We start from the raw sequence: 18,299 nt of genomic DNA, 5'->3' as shown, positions 1-18,299 counted from the left end.
CTTTCTAATATTTAATATTTTGTAAAAAGAATCTAAGATAAATTGTATTTATATAAGTTTTATGCTTGTCCTATTATTGAAATAAATTTGATAATACTTATTAGAGTATTCTTCTTAGAAAAAATGATGTAACCCTTATATATTAATATATATAAGGGTTACATCATTTTTTCTACATAGTTGTATCATTTTTGCATATTTAGTTATTAATAAAATGCTATCATAAAATAATTTGGTCTTTTTATAAAGGTATATTTTACATTTAAATTATTAATATTCACATAATAAAATCCTTTTGTATTATCTTCATTTTGTTTAAATGCCACTTCTTTAGAATCAATTTCTAGATATTCCAAAAATGCTATTGGTGATATTTTTGATGTATCAAATGGTAATTTATCCTCCGTTGAATAAATAGAAATTTGATAAATCACTGAAGTTTCAGTATCTATAGTTACTGATATCCCAAATTCCGGATAACTTATAGTTATTTCCCAAACACTTGTTGAAGTATTAGGATTTACACTATCCATAAAAGTAGCTTTATATAAGTAGATTGTAGTATAGTCCTCATCAATATCAAATTCTGGTAAACCGTTCATTTTCTGAACTGTAAGAATTTGTTCCTTGATTATATCTATCAAATTGCTTATTCTTTCATTTTTTATATCTATCTCTTGACGTGTAATAACACCTGTTTTTTCAGTTTGTGCTTTTACTATTGTTTGTATTCGTTCAAGAGTATTATAATCAAAAATAGACTCATGTTCAATCTTCAAGGATTCTTTAGAAATCTTCTTAATATTATATTTATTAAATAATCTTTCATTATTAAGCTTTGTTATCCAAATAGGTGATATTGCTATTATAAATAAGACTATTAATAGAATCATTACTTTTATAATTTGATTTGTTTTACTCACTTTGTACTCCTTTCATTATAACAGTAACTTTTGTTCCTTCACCTACAGTACTATAAAATTCTATTTCAAAATCATGCAATCTTAATATTTGGTCACAAATAGATAACCCAAGTCCTGCACCACCTTGTTCTCTAGCTCTAGATTTATCTACCATATAAAATGCCTCTTTAATTTTTGAAAGCTCATGTTTTTCCATCCCTTTACCATTATCCTCTATAATGATACGATAAGTATCTTTATCAGGTATACCAGTAATATGAATATACCCCTTTCCATCTATTGCTTTTCTTGCATTATCAATTATATTGATAAATACTGTTTTCATTAACTCAGGTTCTAACTTAACAATTGCAGGTCGAAGATTTATTAACATTTCTATATTCTCTTCTTTTAACTGCGGAGAAATAATAAAATTTATTTCTTCTAAGAACTCTCTAATTAACACAGGAACAATATGAATTTCTTGATTTTTTAAAACAATTAAATCAAGAAGTCTCATAGATAAAGTTTCTAGCCTCTTACCCTCAGTAAAAATATAGTTGGCACATAAACTTATTCTTTCTGGATTTAATTCTTTCCTTCTAAGCATATCTGAATATCCAATAATAGATGTAAGTGGAGTTTTTAATTCATGAGAAAAATCACTAACAAATCTCTCTCTTCTCTCTGCTTCTCTCTTCAATTCATAAATTTTTTCTTCTAAGTCATCTGCCATATAGTTAAAATTTTTAGATAATAACGAAAATTCATCTTGACCTTTTATTTTTACTCTTTTACTTAAATTGCCTGCTGATATCTCTTTTGTAACTTTTGTTAAAGATACAACTTGTCTTATTAGTAATTTTGATATTATGAATGTAAGTGTTCCTCCTAAAACAAAAATTCCAACTATAATCCACATAACCATATTATACTGTGATTTTTGATTATCAAAAATATAAGTTACATCCTGAATTGTTTCAATATAATAATTTTGACCAAAAAATTTTGCAGGTCTAAATGCCTGAATATATATTTCTGATTCCGTCTGTTTAAGGGTATATCCTTTTTGACTTATACTTAAATCTTTAAGAAGTCTTTTATCAAGATTTTTTTCTAAAGAGGAATAAAAACTTTCTTTCTCGTTATTTACAATACTAAATCTAATTTTACCATTTGTAGTATTAATATTTATAGATTCAGCAACTTCATTAATCATATCATTAGTATCATTGTTCATATAAAAATTTTCATTATCCTTTAACTCATTTGCAAGAGAATAATAAACTATATCTCCAAAAGAATAAGCTGTTTTAACTTCACTCTCTAATAAAGAATTAAAGTTAAAGTTAATTAAAATATAACCCCCTAAAGAAAAACAAATAACACATACAAACATAGTAGCAAAAAACATTTTCCAAAAAAATTTCAAGGCTATACCTCCAACCTATAACCAATTTTATATATAGGAATAATCTTATTTTCAAGAGATAGCTTTTTCCTCATTCTTTGTACATGCAAGTCTACCGTTCGACTATCTCCCATGTATTCTCCTCCCCAAACCTGTGAATAAATTTGACTACGATATAATGCCCTATTCTTATTTCTTGCAAAAAGAACCAATAAATCAAATTCCTTAGTAGTTAAATTTATTTGCATTTCATTTTTAGTTACAATTCGGGCATCAATATCTATCAGTATATCTAAAAATGAAATGTACTGTGCTGTCTTATTATATCTTCTAAGTACAGTTTCTATCCTTGCTAAAAGTTCCATAATATTAAAAGGTTTTGTTAAATAATCTTCAGCTCCTAACTTTAATCCTTTAACTTTATCATTAACACTTGACTTTGCTGTCAAAAAAATAACTGGAACATCATAAAAATTAATATATTCTATCAATTCATATCCATTAATCTTAGGCAACATTACATCTAATAAAATCAAATCAAATGAATCTTCCTCAATAATATCTGCAGCTTCTTGTCCATTATAAACACAAGTACAATCATACCCTTCATCCATTAAGCTTATTTTTATTAAGTCAGATATAGGTTTTTCATCTTCAACAATTAATATTTTTATCACTTATAGTACCTCCTCTAAAAAATAGATACACAAAAATTATATCATAGCTATATAACATTTATTATAGAAATATTTATAATATACTTACTTTTATTTCCATTCCTAAAAATATAATACTTCCTTTATATTTAATATTTAAATACTCTAAACATACAAAAAAGCAACTTATAAGAAATTGAAATTTCTTATAAGTTGCTTTTTATACCAATAAATTCTTCTAATATATTATAGCGAAAATCATATGTTCAATACAATATATTATACTTAGATTGTTAATCTAATTAAATTCAAACTACTTATTTACTGTTTCTTTTAATGTCTTACCTGCTTTAAATACAGGTGCTTTTGATGCTGGTATTTGGATTTTTTCTTCAGGATTTCTTGGATTTCTTCCTTCTCTAGCTTTTCTGTGTCTAACTTCGAAAGTTCCAAAACCAACTAATTGAACTTTTTCTTCTTCAACTAAAGCTTCCTCTACACTTTTTATAAATGCATTTAATGCTCCTTCTGCATCCTTTTTAGTCAACCCACTTTTTTCTGAAATACTTGTGATTAATTCTGCTTTGTTCATTAATAATTCCTCCTTAATTTTTTCATGTATTAAGTATTGATTTATAAAATCCATTATATCATGGATCGAAAAGCTATAAATAGCTTATTCTAGTTTTTTTACGAAAATCCTTCTTTTTTTAGAAATTTAACCTAAATATTTTTTGCCTCATTCCATAATTTTTCCATATCTTCTAAATTACTTTCTTCTAATCTTTTTCCTTGCTTTAAAATTGTATCTTCTATATATTTAAATCTTGATATGAATTTATTTATGGTTTTATTTAAAGCAGTCTCCGGATTAACATTTAAAAATCTTCCAAAATTTATTATTGCAAATAAAAGATCTCCAAATTCATCTTCTATATTTTCAATTACTTTTTCATCTATAGCAACTTTTAATTCTATTATTTCTTCTTGAATCTTTTTATATGCATCTTCCTTGTAATCCCAATCAAATCCAACCTTAGATGCTTTTTTTTGAATCTTATATGCTTTTAAAAGTGTTGGAAACTCTTTAGGTATACTCATCATACTTTCAGTAATAGTATTTATATCTTTATTTTTGTTTTTTAATTTGTCCCAATTATAACTTATATCATCTATACCATTTACTAAAGTATCAGAAAACACATGAGGATGTCTATAAATCATCTTATTTGAAATAGAGCTTATAACGTGCCAAATATTAAAATATCCTTCTTCTCTAGCTATTTGGCTAAGAAAAACTACCTGTAACAATAAATCTCCTAATTCTTCTTCTAAAGCATCTATATCATCTCTATCTATTGCATCAACTACTTCATAAGATTCTTCTATTAAATAGGCTCTTAAAGATTCAAATGTTTGTTCATTATCCCACATACAACCATCTTTACTTCTTAATCTTTCCATTATCTCAATAAGATTATTCATATCATATGAATTTTTATTACTATTTGTCTTTGGGATATATATAGTTGAATCATAATTATACTCATCAAGTCTATCTAATTTGTATAAGGGTATAGAGTACTTTTTTTTGTCAAAGAAACTATTTATTATTTCAATAGGATGATTATCACTATAAATTTCCTCTAAATGTATTTTTATTTCTGATGCAATAAGATTATCATAAATTCCAAAAATTATCAAATCACTATTTAAATCTAAAGTAGTAGCTTTTATATCTGAAGCATCTATTACTTTAATATTACTTGTCATAGGTTTTTCTAATACATTAAATACACTTTCTATAAAACCACCATTATTATAGACATTAATTTTAATTTGTTTGTCCATTTGATGATTCAATAATATTTGAGTAACCTTGTCAAAAAGCAAAGGACTTTTAGGAACACAATAATTGATAACAGAATATTTTTTGCTATTTTCTATTAAATCATTGACGATATTAATATATACATTATCAAAATTATCTTCAGTCTCATATATATAATCATAAGATGAATAATCAATATCTTTTTCATTTAAATAATATATAATGGGACTTTTATCTGTTCTAAAGAAATTCTTATGTTTTTCTAAAGCCTTTATACTTTTAAAATTTAGATCACTAACATCACCAAATCCCAAACCAATTATATTTATTATTGACATAAAAACCTCCATAAGCTTTAAAGATAGTAAGCATCAGTCTCTTTTAAGTATATTGCTAAATTAATATAAAATCAAGTACTATCTTCTAAGTAAACCTATTTTTTTCAATTTTATAGCTAATTTACTTCCTCCAGGTAGCAATTCAAAGTCTTTACTTGTTATAGTAGATGTTAAAAGTAAGGCAAATCCATAACTAATTCCTCCAAATGCAATTGCAATTAATGTAGCTAATCTAGAACCAATAAATCCATCTAATAAATTATAACTTAATGATACAATTAAAGTCATTATAGCTACTGATAAAATAGGTTTGAAAAATAAATCTATTAAATTAAATCGAATTCTTGCATACTTTTTTACAGCTCTTAAATTTAAAAATGAAGCTATCATATAAGCTGTAATTGTACTTACTGCTGCTCCTTTAACTCCAACTCCAGGTATCCCAGTCAATACATATACTATTACCACTTTTGCTAATGCTCCAATTATAAGATTTCTCACAGGAATAAAGGCTTTGCCCATTCCTTGAAGTATAGCAGTAAGTGATTGAACTAAAGTCAAAAATATTACACTAAAAGATAGTACTCTAAGTATAGAACCTGCACTTTCTTGAACTTCAATTGGATTACTAAAATAAAGCAATTTAATAATAGGTTCAGCTAGTATAAAAAGTCCCATAGCTGCTGGAAGTCCAATGAGTAAAGTAACCCTTATTCCTGAACTGGCAGTTCTTTTAACTTCACTAAATTTTTTTCTGGCAAAAGCAGTTGATATAGCTGGTACAAGACTTGATCCTATTGCAACTGAAAATACTTGAGGAAAGTTTATTAAAGTTTGTGCCATTCCTGTAAGTTGGCCATATAATCCTGAAGCTTCTTTTTCAGTATAGCCTATATCTTGAAGTCTTCTCATTACAATGGCAACATCTATTGTGCCAAAAAGTGGTACAACTGAAGCACCTATTGTAATTGGTATAGCTATTACTAATATACTTTTTATTATTTGAGAAGTATCTTGTTTTTTAAATCTTTCTGATCTTCTTATTTCTCTTCTAATCTTTTTTCTTCTTTTTAAATAAATATATATAATAGTAATACTTCCTAAAAGAGCTCCTGCTGAAGCACCAAAGGAAGCTCCACCTGCTGCCATAGGAAGACCTTTATCAAATCTAAGAATTAATGCAACTAATAATAATCCCATTCCTACTCTTGCAAGTTGTTCTATTACTTGTGATAAAGCAGTAGGTGTCATATCTTGTCTACCTTGAAAATAACCTCTAAAAGCTGACATTATAGGTGTAAATAAAAGTGCAGGTGCAAGTGCTATAAGTGCATAATAAGCATTTGAGTTACCTATTTTATCAGCTATAGTTTTTGCTCCTAAAAATACAAATGATGAAGTTAATATTCCACCAATTAAAAGACCTATAAAAGATATTCTAAATATTCTTTGTGCTCCTCTATAATCACCAATAGAATTTTTTTCTGATACTAATTTGGCTATAGCAACAGGTATTCCTGCTGTTGAAATTGCAAACATAAGTGTATATATTGGATAAGCAGCTTGATAATAACCCATTCCAGTATCACCTATCATGTTCGCTAGAGGTATTCTATATACTGCTCCTAATATTTTAACAAGAAAACCAGCTATACTTAATATAGCAGCCCCTTTTAAAAAATTATCTTTACTCATTTATTTGTTCCTCCTAATATTATATCTAAGACCAATACTTTGATTATATCAGAAAGTTTATAAGTTGAAAACAAAAACAATAATAAATACCTACCATAAGGTAGGCACTTATCATTGCTCCATTTGTTTTGATAAAAAGCGAGATGCTGTCTCGCAAAGTTTTACTTCTAATTCGCCCATCTTATCATTAGAATCTTTTGATAATACTATAACTGCGCCAATAGGATCTCCTTGTGTTACTATTGGTGATATGACTTGAGATGTATAGTTTTCAGGGTTATATTCTTCTGCAGTTATACGTATAGGTTTTGTATTACCTTCAGTTAAATATACTTCTTTCCCCTCAATTAACTTTTCAAGTTCAGGACTTAATCTTTTATTTAAATAACCTTTTTTTGTGCCTCCAGATATTGCTATAATATTATCTCTATCTGAAATTAAAGTGGTATAACCTGTAGTTTCATTTAAAGAATCTGCATATTCACTTGCAAACTCATTTAATTCTCCTATTGGAGAATATTTCTTCAAAATTACTTCTCCCTGTCTATCAGTAAATATCTCCAAAGGGTCTCCTTCTCTTATTCTAAGTGTTCTCCTTATTTCTTTTGGTATAACCACCCTTCCTAAATCATCTATTCTTCTAACTATTCCTGTAGCTTTCATTTTATTCCTCCTGTAAAATTAATATGTACTCAAGTTAGACTTATTATTTTACTATTTGCCATTTTTTATACATCATAGATAATTTTTTCTATAAAAATAAAACTGCCATGTGGCAGTTTTATTTTTATTCGCTTTCTTGTTCTTTATTTTCTTTGTTTTCATCTTGATTTTGACTTTCTTCTGAATTGTTATCATTTTTATCATCTTGATTGTCTTCTTCTGAATTTTCATCAGCATTATCTTCTTTATTTTTTTCTGCTTCTTTTTCAAAATCAATTAATATCTCTGTATCTGCTTCTTCTATTAACTCCTGAGCTCTTTCATTAAATTTCTCGCCTTTTAAATTTTCTTTTATTTCTTCCTCATTTGCTTCTAATCCTTTTTTCTCATCAGTAACTTTTATTATGTGATATCCATATTCACTTTTTACTGGACCTGATACTTCACCCTTTTTAAGTTCAAATGCTGCATCTTTAAATTCAGGAACTAAACTAGCATCCTTACCAAAAAAGCCTAAGTCTCCTGCGTTTTGTTCTGCACTTGGATCAGTCGAATATTCTTTTGCAAGTTCTGCAAAATCTTCTCCTTCTTTTATCTTATTTTTAACTTCTTCTGCTTCTTCTTTAGTTTCTACTAAAATATGACTTGCTTTTATTTTGTCATATGATTCTTTATTAGCTTCATATTCTTCTTTTACAGATTTTTCATCTATTTTAACTAATTTATCCATAAGTTTATTAATTGTCATACCTTGTTTATACATTTCTTCAAAATATTCCTCTGAAATACCTAATTGGTCTAAGTAATCATTAAAATTCTTTTCCTTTTCTTCTGTATTTCTAAATTCTTCTAATTCTTTATCTAATTCTTTATTTGTTACTTCAATTTCTTCCTCATCAGCTTTTTGAAGTAAAACTCTTTGATTTATTAAATCTTGTAACGAGCTTTGCTTTAATTGTTGCTCATAAGTAAATTCACTACCTTCTATAACTTGATCCCACATTTCAGGAGCAATATAACCACTTAATTCTGCTTCTTTCTTTCTATAGTCTACATATTTCTCAAGTTCATCTTCTGTAATATTTTCATCATTAACTTTTGCAACAGCTTTTTCTGCTTTTTCATCACTACATGCTGATATAAATACAGATACTGTGACTAGCAATATCAAAGCCCAAATAACTCTTTTATTTTTAATCAAATACATCATCTCCTCAATTTATACTATACTAAACCATTATATATTATTTTTTTATTTCTTTAAACTCTTTATCTTTTGAAATATCTCCTCTAAAGCTGTAAGTATCTTATCTTGTGAAGTATTATTAAGTTTATATTTCACTGCAGGAGTGCTAGATAAATCAAATGACATCTTTCGTCCAAAACTATCATATAGTGCATTTATCATTTCAGGATTCATCTTAGAATTTTTATCAAATTCAAGTATAAGAATATCATCCTTTTGTGACAGATTTGTGAACATCAATTTATTTGCAATAGATTTTATATATCCAATCCTAAGTAAATTATCTACAGGTCTTGGTATATCCCCATATCTATCAATTAACTCTTCTAACAAATCTCTATATTCTTCTCTATCATCAATAGATGTAATTCTCTTATACATTCTTATTTTTTGTTCTGAATTTTGTATATACTTATCAGGAATATAAGCATCTACATTAACTTCAACTGTAGTTTCTACTCTTTCAGTATCAATATTACCTTTTAATTTATTTACTGTTTCTTCTAGATATTTTACATATAAATCATATCCTATTAAAGTCATATGACCGTGTTGTTCTGCTCCTAATATATTTCCAGCGCCTCTTATTTCTAAATCTCTCATAGCTATCTTAAATCCTGATCCGAACTCCGTAAACTCTTTTATAGCTTTTAATCTTTTTTCTGCCACTTCTGTTAACACCTTATCTTTTTCATAAGTAAAATAAGAAAATGCAATTCTATTTGATCTACCAACTCTACCTCTTAATTGGTATAGTTGAGATAAACCCATTTTATCTGCATCATATATTATCATGGTATTTACATTTGATATATCAAGTCCAGTTTCAATTATAGTAGTACAAACTAATACATCATATTCACCATTCATGAAATCAAGCATTACTTTTTCAAGTTCTCTTTCACTCATTTGTCCATGAGCTACAACTATTCTTATTTCAGGCAATAATTCCTTTAATCTAGCTGCAATCTTTCTGATGCCACGAACTCTATTATATACAAAATATACCTGACCTTTTCTATTTACTTCTTTCAATATAGCTTCCTTAATCATATTTTCATTATATTCAACTACATAAGTTTGAACAGGATATCTTTCTTCAGGTGGCTCTTCTATTACAGACATGTCTCTTGCTCCTATTAGTGCCATATGAAGGGTTCTTGGTATAGGAGTAGCAGTAAGTGTTAATACATCTACGGATTCTTTTATTTCTTTTATTGTCTCTTTATGTTTGACACCAAATCTTTGCTCTTCATCTACAATTAAGAGTCCTAAGTCCTTATATTTTACATCCTTTGTAAGTAGTCTATGTGTACCAACTATTACATCTATATTTCCACTTTTTAAATCCTTAATTATCTCTTTTTGTCTTTTAGGTGTTCTAAAACGACTTAGCATTTCAACATTAATAGGAAAGTCACTAAATCTTTCTACCATAGTATTAAAATGCTGTTGTGCAAGTATTGTAGTAGGTACAAGCATGGCTACTTGTTTGCCATCTAAAGTAGCTTTAAATGCAGCTCTTAGAGCTACCTCTGTTTTCCCATATCCTACATCTCCACATAATAGTCTATCCATAGGAGAAGGTTTTTCCATATCACTTTTAATATCTTCTATACATTTAATTTGATCTTCTGTTTCTTCATATGGAAATGTGTCTTCAAATTGATTTTGCCAAGGTTGATCTTTAGAAAAACTAAAGCCTTTTACTGTTCTTCTTTTTGCATAAAGCTCTAATAGGTCTATTGCCATTTCTTTTATAGCTTTTTTAACTTTACTTTTAGTTCTAGCCCATTCTCCACTTCCTAATTTACTTACTTTAGTTTTGCCTACTTCACTTCCAATATATTTTTGAATTAAATCCATTTGATCAACTGGTATATATAGTCTATCTTTTCCTGAATATCTTACAGATAGATAATCTTTTTTTATTCCATCTACTACTAGTTGTTCCATTCCAATATATTTACCTATACCATGATTTTCATGTACTACATAGTCTCCTACTTTTAAATCTCTAAAGGAGCTTATATTTTTTTGATCTTTTTTATTTTTCTTTCTTCTTTTTCTTTTTATAGTTCCAAAAACTTCTTTATCACTTATTATCATAAATTTAATATCAGGATACTCAAAACCAGATGCTATAGTTCCGGGAACTATAACTACTTGGCCTGTCTTTATATCTATATCATAAGTATCAGAATAAATATTATCTATACTCTTTTCTTTTAAATTTTTAGATAATCTCTTTCCCCTTTCATCAGTTCCTGATAATATAACTATTTTATATCCTTTATATCTTAAACGATTTAATTCATCTTTTAATATATCCAGTTTGCTATGAAATGCTTGAACAGATTTAGTAGATATACTCACTATTTTTTTAGGTTTAAATTGCTTATTATTTTTAAGCAATCCAGTCATAGTAACTACATCTTTAGAATTTAATATTTTAATTATTTCTTCATAATTATAAAAGATATCTTTATGAGAATTTAATACCTCACCTGATTCATACAGGTCTCTATATTTTTCTAAAAAATCATCATTTAATGACTTTATATTTTCATCTATTCTATTTGGTTCATCTACTAAAATTGTAGTATCATTTTTAATATAAGTAATTATATTAGATAAATCTTCTATCATATAAGGTAATATAATATCTAAATTTTCTATTGAAAGATTACTATCAATTCGTTCTATATAATATTTAAATTTTTCTTCTAAATTTTCCGATTTTTGTTCTTCTTTATTTAATTTAAATTTCTTTAAAGTACTATTTAACTCTTTTTCAATTTTTTCTTTTATACTTTCTTTAAACTGCTCTTCTATAAATATTTCTTTAGCTGGAGTAATTTTAGCCCCAGTAAAGTTTTCTATTGAACGCTGATCTTTCAAGCTAAATGTTCTTATAGAATCTACCTCATCATCAAATAACTCAACTCTGAAAGGATATTCATTTGTGGTAGGAAAGAAATCTATTATTCCACCTCTTACACTAAACTGTCCATGTCCCTCTATCATATCAACTCTTTCATAACCTTGAACTATCAGTGAATTCACAATTTCATCTAAATTTAATCTATCACCAAAATTTATTTCTTTTTTGTATTTCTTAAAGATATCTTTTTTCATAACTCTATTTAAAATAGATTCAATACTTGCAACTACTATGATATTTTCTTCATTAATAAGCCTATCTAACACTTTAAGTCTTTGGTTTGAAATATCATGACTAACTGCATCAAAATCATAAAAAACTAATTGTCTAGCAGGATAAATCTCAGAATTTTGTGCATCAAACAATGCTAAATCTTCTATTATTGATTTAGCTCTTAATTCATCATAAGTTATTATAAGCACTTGTCCTTTTAAATCTTCTTTTATAGCATATGCTATATGTGATATATTTTCTTTAGATAACCCATGAAGAGATATAGGTGATAATTTATTTTTTAAATTTTTTATTAATTCATTGTAAGAAGCAAGATTATTCAATTGCTCTTTAAATACATTCATTTGACACACTCCTTAAAATACCTTTAGCCTAGGATTTAAATCCTAGGCAATTAAGTATTTTATATCTTTAACTATTGTACATATTCATTGATCGTTCTATATCTGAATTCATAATTTCCTCTACTGCTTTGGCAGCATTTAAGATAGCTTCATCAATTAATTCTCTATCTTCTTTATTAAATCCACCTAATACATGACTAATTAAATCTTTATCATAACCAGGTTTACCTATGCCAATTCTGATTCTTGGAAATTTATCATCTTTTAAATGGTATATTACTGATTTCATTCCATTATGACTTCCTGCACTACCTTTTTTCCTAATTCTAAGATTACCAATAGGTATATCTATATCATCATAAATTATAATAATATTTTCTATAGGCAGTTTATAAAAATCTGAAAATCCTCTAACCGTAATGCCACTATCATTCATATAGGTTTGAGGTTTTATGAGTAATACTTTTTTTCCGTTTATATTAGCTTCTCCATACACAGATTGATGCTTTATCTTATTTACTTTAATTCCTAGTCTTTCAGATAAAATATCTATAGTATCGAAACCTACATTATGCTTAGTATTACTATACTTTTTTCCTGGATTCCCCAGACCTACTACTAAATACAACTTTTTCAACTCCTTAATTTTACTTGAAAAGTTTACTTACTGATTTATTTGCATATATTCTATTTATGGCATCTGCAAATAAAGGTGCTATTGATACTACTTCAATTTTGTCTATTTGTTTTTCTTCAGGTAGAGGTATAGAATCTGTTACTATTAATTTCTCTATCATTGAATCTTTTAACCTTTCTATTGCAGGACCTGATAATACTGGATGAGTACAAGCTGCATATACTTTTTTAGCTCCAAAATCCTTTAATACTTTAGCTGCTTTTGCCATAGAACCAGCAGTATCAATAATATCATCTACTATTATTACATCCTTGTTATTTACATCTCCAATTATATTCATAACCTCAGATACATTTGCTTTAGGTCTTCTCTTCTCTATTATAGCTATAGGTAAGTCAACTATACTTGCAAAATTTCTCGCTCTTCTAACTCCTCCTATATCAGGTGAAACTATAACAGTATCGTTATTAATTCTACCTTTATCTATACAATCTCTTGCAAGAATTGGAACACCTAATAAATGGTCTACAGGTATATCAAAATACCCTTGTAACTGAGTTGCATGTAAATCAATTGTAACTACTCTATCTGCACCTGCTACAGAAACTAAATCTGCTATTAATTTAGATGTAATTGGATCTCTTGCTTTTACTTTTCTATCTTGTCTAGCATATCCATAATATGGTATCACTGCATTAATCCTACCTGCTGATGCTCTTTTTAATGCATCAATCATTATTAAAAGCTCCATAAGGTTTTCATTTACAGGAGGATTTGTAGGTTGTATTACAAATACATCTGCACCTCTTACAGTCTCGTTTATATTTACTGATATTTCACCGTCACTAAATCTAGTTACTTCAGAATCACCTAAAGTCACTCCTGCTTCTTCACAAATTTTTTCTGCTAATTTCTTATTTGCATTACCTGAAAAAATTTTAATGTCTCTTCCCATCACTTGCATGTTAATCCTCCTAAAGTTATTATTTATTTTTATTATTTTTAAAAACCCACCCGGGTTTATTTACTTGTCTAGCACGTGCTATTGATAAGTCCCCTTCCATTACTTCCTCTGTAATAGTAGAGCCTGCTGCTATATATCCATTATCTCTAACATTAACTGGTGCTACTAAATTTGAGTTACTACCTACAAATGCATTGTTCCCTACATTAGATCTAAATTTATTTTTACCATCATAGTTTACAAAGACTACTCCGCAACCAATATTTACATTTTCTCCTACATCTGCATCACCAATATATGAAAGGTGAGATGCTTTAGAATTATTACCTATATTAGCATTTTTAACTTCAACAAAGTCACCAATCTTAACATTTTTACCTATATTACTTTTAGGTCTTAAATAAGCATTTGGACCTATCTTAGTGTCATCACCAACAATACTTTCTATAAGTGTAGATGATTTTACATTTATTCTGTTACCAAGAATTGTATCTGCGATATTTGAACTTCCTTCTATAATACAATCCCTACCTATCTTAGTATTTCCTTTAATAACTGCTCCAGGATAGATTATAGTATCTGTCCCTATCTCTACACCTTTTTCTATATATGTAGCTTTAGGATCTACCAAGGTTACACCATTTAACATATGATACTCATTGATTTTCTTTCTCATAATCTCTTCAGCTTCTGATAATTGGACTTTTGAATTCACTCCAAGTATTTCAGTATTATCTTTTAATATAAATCCATCTACATTATATCCATTATCTGATAATATTTTTATTGCATCGGTTATATAATATTCATTCTGAGAGTTATCATTCGTCAAATTATTTAAGGCATACTTAAGGGCACTACCTTTAAACATAAAAATACCTGAATTGATCTCTTTTATCTTACGTTCCTCTTCTGTTGCATCTTTATGTTCTATTATACCTATTATATTGCCATTTTTTTGTCTTTTTATTCTACCATAGCCCGTTGAATCTTCAAATTCTGCTGTTAGTACTATAGCATCTAAATTATTTTTAGAACTATAATCTACAAGGTCTTTTAAAGTATTTCCTTCTATTAGTGGAGTATCTCCTGTAAGTATTATTACTCGATCATTATCTGATATATAATTTTGTGATTGCATTACTGCATAACCTGTGCCATAAGGTACACCTTCACCTGTAGGTTGAGTTACAAATTCTATATCATTTCCACTTAAAGCTTCTTTAACCCTCTCTTTACCATGACCTACAATCACTATGTTTTTTTCGCACCCAGCATTTTTAGCTGCTTCAATAACATGACTTGCCATAGGTTTTCCACACACATGATGAGCTACCTTAGGTAAATTTGACTTCATTCTCGTACCTTCGCCAGCTGCTAGTATTACAGAAATTATCATCTTAACACCTCTACTTATTAAAATATCATTTTTACACTAAAGTCTTCTGAAATGATTTTCCTTTATATTATAACAGAAAGATATAGTATTTTATAGGGTTTTTAAGGATAATTAAGATGAAATATTTTTTGCATCAAAAAAGATACCTAAATTTATAAGAAGGTATCTTTAAAATTATGTTTGAGATTAGGCTAATTCTTCGCTTTCTACATCTAATTGAGCTTCATACTCATTGAAAACAGCTTCCTGAATTTTAGCTCTAGTATCTGAATTAATAGGGTGAGAAATATCTCTAAACTCTCCATCAGACATCTTCCTACTTGGCATAGCTACAAAAAGTCCATTTAATCCTTCTATTATTTTGATATCATGAACTACAAATTCTTCATCAAATGTTACAGAAACTATTGCTTTCATCTTTCCTGTTCTATTGATTTTTCTAATTCTTACATCTGTTACCTTCACGAACACCCACCTCCTAAACCTTATAGATGATATAAAATTTTTAGCTTATATTTATATTCTCCATACAATTTAAAATTCCTTCTTTTTTTGCAAAATTTCATTAACTTTTTTTAATATTTCTAAATATTAAAAAATCGATTTATTAGGAGTTATACTTATTTTATTTTCTGACTTATTTATTGATTTAAAATTTAATAATGCAATATAATCATCTATTAACTTTTCTTCTGGATCAGGTGTATTTATAAGTACACCTGTCCCAACTACTTCTACATTAAATTCGTTCATCATATCTTTTATTCCTTTAGCAGTGCCACCTGCTTTCATGAAGTCATCTATTATTAATACCTTTGAATTCTCTTTTAAAGCCCTTTTAGTTAAAAACATAGTTTGAATTTTTTTTGTTGAACCTGATATGTAATTTATACTAACAGTAGCTCCTTCAGTTATTTTTAAATTCTTTCTTATTATAACTAATGGAACATCTAATATTTTAGCAGTCATAGTAGCAAGGGGTATGCCTTTAGTCTCAATAGTAACTACATAATCTATATTTTCTTCCCAAAATTTAGTAGCAAATATACGTCCTATTTTATATGATATATCAGGAGAATAAAGTATATCTGACATATATATAAATCCTCCTGTTATAATTCTATTTTCATCTATTAATTTACTAGATAAATCATCCAAAAAAAATTCTGCGTTCTTTTTAGAAATAATCGGTATAAATTTAACGCCACCACTGGCACCAGCTATTGTTACTATTTTTCCTAACTCTAGAGTCTCAACTAATTGTTTAATCATCATAATATCTTCACTTATACTTGATTTTGCAGTTTCAAACATATTGGTAAAATATTTGTAAGTAAATACGTGATTTGTTTTTTCAGTAAGTATATTCATTATTGCAGCTAATCTATCTTTCCTGTTAAATTTTTTCAAAAAGCTCACTCCTTAACGAATTATATAATTATTTAATTATATTTTATTCGTTTTTATAATAATTATCAATGACAATTACTTTTTATTTTATAAAGTTTTGAATTGTGGTATAATCGTGAAGAGTATATTACGCATATTTTGGAAATAATATAGATATTCTAAACTGGAGGTAATCATATGTTGAAATTTGATATAAATAAAACTAATTATAAAAAAATACACTTTATTGGCATTGGCGGAATTAGTATGAGTGGTCTTGCTGAAATTTTACTAAACAGAAATTATATAGTTACAGGTTCTGATATGAATAATTCTAAAATAATAGAAAAACTAATAAATAATGGTGCTACCATACATATTGGTCATAATTCTAAAAATATAGAAGATGTTGATTTGATAGTATATACTTCAGCAATTGGAGAAGACAACCCTGAATATGTTTTTGCAAAAAAAAATAAAATACCTATGATGGACAGGGCAACTTTTCTTGGAGAATTAATGAAAAGCTATAAGGATTCTATAGCTGTAGCAGGAACTCATGGAAAAACTACTACTACTGGAATGATAGCATCTATTCTATATATTTCATTATTAGATTCAACTATTCTTTTAGGTGGAGAACTAGATTCAATAGGTGGAAATGTAAAAATTGGAGATAATAAATTACTTCTAACTGAAGCCTGTGAATATAAAGAGAACTTTTTAAAATTTAATCCCACAATAGGAATAATATTAAATATTGACGAAGATCATCTAGATTATTTTACTGGCATGGATCATATAAAAGATACATTTAAAAAGTTTAATAATTTATCCCTTGAAGGTGGCTACTCAATTGTAAATGGTGACGATGAAAATGTTAAAACCATAATAAATACAGCTAAGAATATTATTACTTTTGGACTTAATTCAAACAATAATTACTATGCAACTAATATAAAATATAATGATAAAGGTTACGGTGAATATGATCTATATATAAATAATAAGTTTATAGACCATATAAAATTAAATGTTATAGGTGAACACAATATATATAATTCACTTTCTGCTATTGCAGCTACTTTTATATCAGGGGTAGATATAAAAACAATAAAAGAGGGCTTAAAAATATACAAAGGAACCCATAGAAGATTTGAAGATAAAGGAATAGTTCAAGGAATTCAGTTAATAGACGATTATGCTCATCATCCTACTGAAATAAAAGCCACATTAAATTCTATAGGTGACAAATACAATAAAATTTATTGTGTGTTTCAACCACATACTTATACAAGAACTAAATCTCTTTTAAAGGAATTTGGCAAATGCTTTAAAGGATCAGATAAGATAATTATTACAGATATTTATGCAGCAAGAGAAAAAAATACAGGAATAGTTAATTCAAAACAATTAGTAGATGAGATAAATAAAAATGGTCAAGACAGTATTTTTATCGAAACTTTTGATGAAGTAGTTAATTTCTTAGAAAAAACTGTGGATAAAGGTGATTTAATTATAACTATTGGTGCAGGAGATGTGTATAAAGTTGGGGATATGTTTAAAACTAAAATAAATAAATAAAACTTTCAAATATTTAGGTTTAAAAAAAATCTATTTGGTTATAAATATACTATACCTTAGTC

Annotated in this window: 15 protein-coding genes; 1 reads left to right on the top strand and 14 read right to left on the bottom strand. The window is 27.4% G+C overall.

Going from position 1 to position 18,299, the window contains the following annotated elements:
• Positions 1-206: 206 nt before the first annotated feature.
• From D3Z33_RS11720 to purR, 14 genes are all read right to left on the bottom strand, one after another.
• Positions 207-923 (bottom strand): hypothetical protein, encoded by a 717-nt coding sequence (locus D3Z33_RS11720; RefSeq protein WP_160197944.1) that lies wholly within the window; start codon positions 921-923, stop codon positions 207-209.
• Positions 916-2,334, bottom strand: coding sequence for a sensor histidine kinase (locus D3Z33_RS11715; RefSeq protein ID WP_160197943.1), 1,419 nt, complete (start codon positions 2,332-2,334; stop codon positions 916-918). Before D3Z33_RS11715 ends, D3Z33_RS11720 begins: the two co-directional genes overlap by 8 nt.
• Before the next feature lie 2 nt (positions 2,335-2,336).
• Positions 2,337-2,990, bottom strand: coding sequence for a response regulator (locus tag D3Z33_RS11710; RefSeq protein WP_160197942.1), 654 nt, complete (start codon positions 2,988-2,990; stop codon positions 2,337-2,339).
• A gap of 292 nt (positions 2,991-3,282) precedes the next feature.
• Complete coding sequence (locus D3Z33_RS11705) at positions 3,283-3,615, bottom strand: HU family DNA-binding protein (RefSeq protein WP_160197941.1); 333 nt, start codon at positions 3,613-3,615, stop codon at positions 3,283-3,285.
• 77 nt (positions 3,616-3,692) lie between these two features.
• Positions 3,693-5,138, bottom strand: coding sequence for a nucleoside triphosphate pyrophosphohydrolase (gene mazG / locus D3Z33_RS11700; RefSeq protein ID WP_160197940.1), 1,446 nt, complete (start codon positions 5,136-5,138; stop codon positions 3,693-3,695).
• A gap of 78 nt (positions 5,139-5,216) precedes the next feature.
• On the bottom strand, positions 5,217-6,833 hold the full coding sequence (locus D3Z33_RS11695) for a putative polysaccharide biosynthesis protein (RefSeq protein WP_160197939.1): 1,617 nt from the start codon (positions 6,831-6,833) through the stop codon (positions 5,217-5,219).
• Between the two features lie 111 nt (positions 6,834-6,944).
• The gene (spoVT, locus tag D3Z33_RS11690) at positions 6,945-7,496 is read right to left on the bottom strand and encodes a stage V sporulation protein T (protein WP_160197938.1); all 552 of its coding nucleotides are present in this window, start codon (positions 7,494-7,496) and stop codon (positions 6,945-6,947) included.
• Between the two features lie 124 nt (positions 7,497-7,620).
• Positions 7,621-8,697 carry a peptidylprolyl isomerase gene (locus D3Z33_RS11685; protein ID WP_160197937.1) on the bottom strand — a complete coding sequence of 359 codons (1,077 nt, stop codon included), beginning with the start codon at positions 8,695-8,697 and terminating at the stop codon, positions 7,621-7,623.
• Positions 8,698-8,748: 51 nt separating this feature from the next.
• On the bottom strand, positions 8,749-12,264 hold the full coding sequence (gene mfd / locus D3Z33_RS11680) for a transcription-repair coupling factor (protein ID WP_160197936.1): 3,516 nt from the start codon (positions 12,262-12,264) through the stop codon (positions 8,749-8,751).
• 67 nt (positions 12,265-12,331) lie between these two features.
• Complete coding sequence (gene pth, locus D3Z33_RS11675) at positions 12,332-12,901, bottom strand: aminoacyl-tRNA hydrolase (RefSeq protein ID WP_160197935.1); 570 nt, start codon at positions 12,899-12,901, stop codon at positions 12,332-12,334.
• Positions 12,902-12,911: 10 nt separating this feature from the next.
• On the bottom strand, positions 12,912-13,865 hold the full coding sequence (locus tag D3Z33_RS11670; protein ID WP_160197934.1) for a ribose-phosphate diphosphokinase: 954 nt from the start codon (positions 13,863-13,865) through the stop codon (positions 12,912-12,914).
• 19 nt (positions 13,866-13,884) lie between these two features.
• A complete protein-coding gene (gene glmU / locus D3Z33_RS11665) occupies positions 13,885-15,264 on the bottom strand; it encodes a bifunctional UDP-N-acetylglucosamine diphosphorylase/glucosamine-1-phosphate N-acetyltransferase GlmU (protein ID WP_160197933.1) in 1,380 nt (459 codons plus the stop codon).
• 186 nt (positions 15,265-15,450) lie between these two features.
• Complete coding sequence (gene spoVG / locus D3Z33_RS11660) at positions 15,451-15,729, bottom strand: septation regulator SpoVG (RefSeq protein ID WP_160197932.1); 279 nt, start codon at positions 15,727-15,729, stop codon at positions 15,451-15,453.
• 126 nt (positions 15,730-15,855) lie between these two features.
• Positions 15,856-16,674: a pur operon repressor gene (gene purR, locus D3Z33_RS11655; protein WP_160197931.1), complete on the bottom strand. Its 819-nt coding sequence runs from the start codon at positions 16,672-16,674 to the stop codon at positions 15,856-15,858.
• Positions 16,675-16,854: 180 nt separating this feature from the next.
• Here purR and murC point away from each other — a divergent pair, with 180 nt between their 5' ends.
• Positions 16,855-18,237, top strand: a complete 1,383-nt coding sequence (gene murC, locus D3Z33_RS11650; RefSeq protein ID WP_431768838.1) for a UDP-N-acetylmuramate--L-alanine ligase — start codon at positions 16,855-16,857, stop codon at positions 18,235-18,237.
• Positions 18,238-18,299 lie beyond the last annotated feature (62 nt).

Source organism: Senegalia massiliensis (assembly GCF_009911265.1).
In the GTDB taxonomy this organism is placed as follows: domain Bacteria; phylum Bacillota; class Clostridia; order Tissierellales; family SIT17; genus Anaeromonas; species Anaeromonas massiliensis_A.
Note: the sequence above shows the minus strand (reverse complement) of the source record. Positions and strands in the feature narration are given on the sequence as shown.

Coding starts and splice junctions, on each gene's coding strand:
- D3Z33_RS11705 (WP_160197941.1), bottom strand. CDS start 3,615: ATGGATTTTATAAATCAATACTTAATACATGAAAAAATTAAGGAGGAA.
- mazG (WP_160197940.1), bottom strand. CDS start 5,138: ATGTCAATAATAAATATAATTGGTTTGGGATTTGGTGATGTTAGTGAT.
- D3Z33_RS11695 (WP_160197939.1), bottom strand. CDS start 6,833: ATGAGTAAAGATAATTTTTTAAAAGGGGCTGCTATATTAAGTATAGCT.
- spoVT (WP_160197938.1), bottom strand. CDS start 7,496: ATGAAAGCTACAGGAATAGTTAGAAGAATAGATGATTTAGGAAGGGTG.
- mfd (WP_160197936.1), bottom strand. CDS start 12,264: ATGAATGTATTTAAAGAGCAATTGAATAATCTTGCTTCTTACAATGAA.
- D3Z33_RS11670 (WP_160197934.1), bottom strand. CDS start 13,865: ATGCAAGTGATGGGAAGAGACATTAAAATTTTTTCAGGTAATGCAAAT.
- glmU (WP_160197933.1), bottom strand. CDS start 15,264: ATGATAATTTCTGTAATACTAGCAGCTGGCGAAGGTACGAGAATGAAG.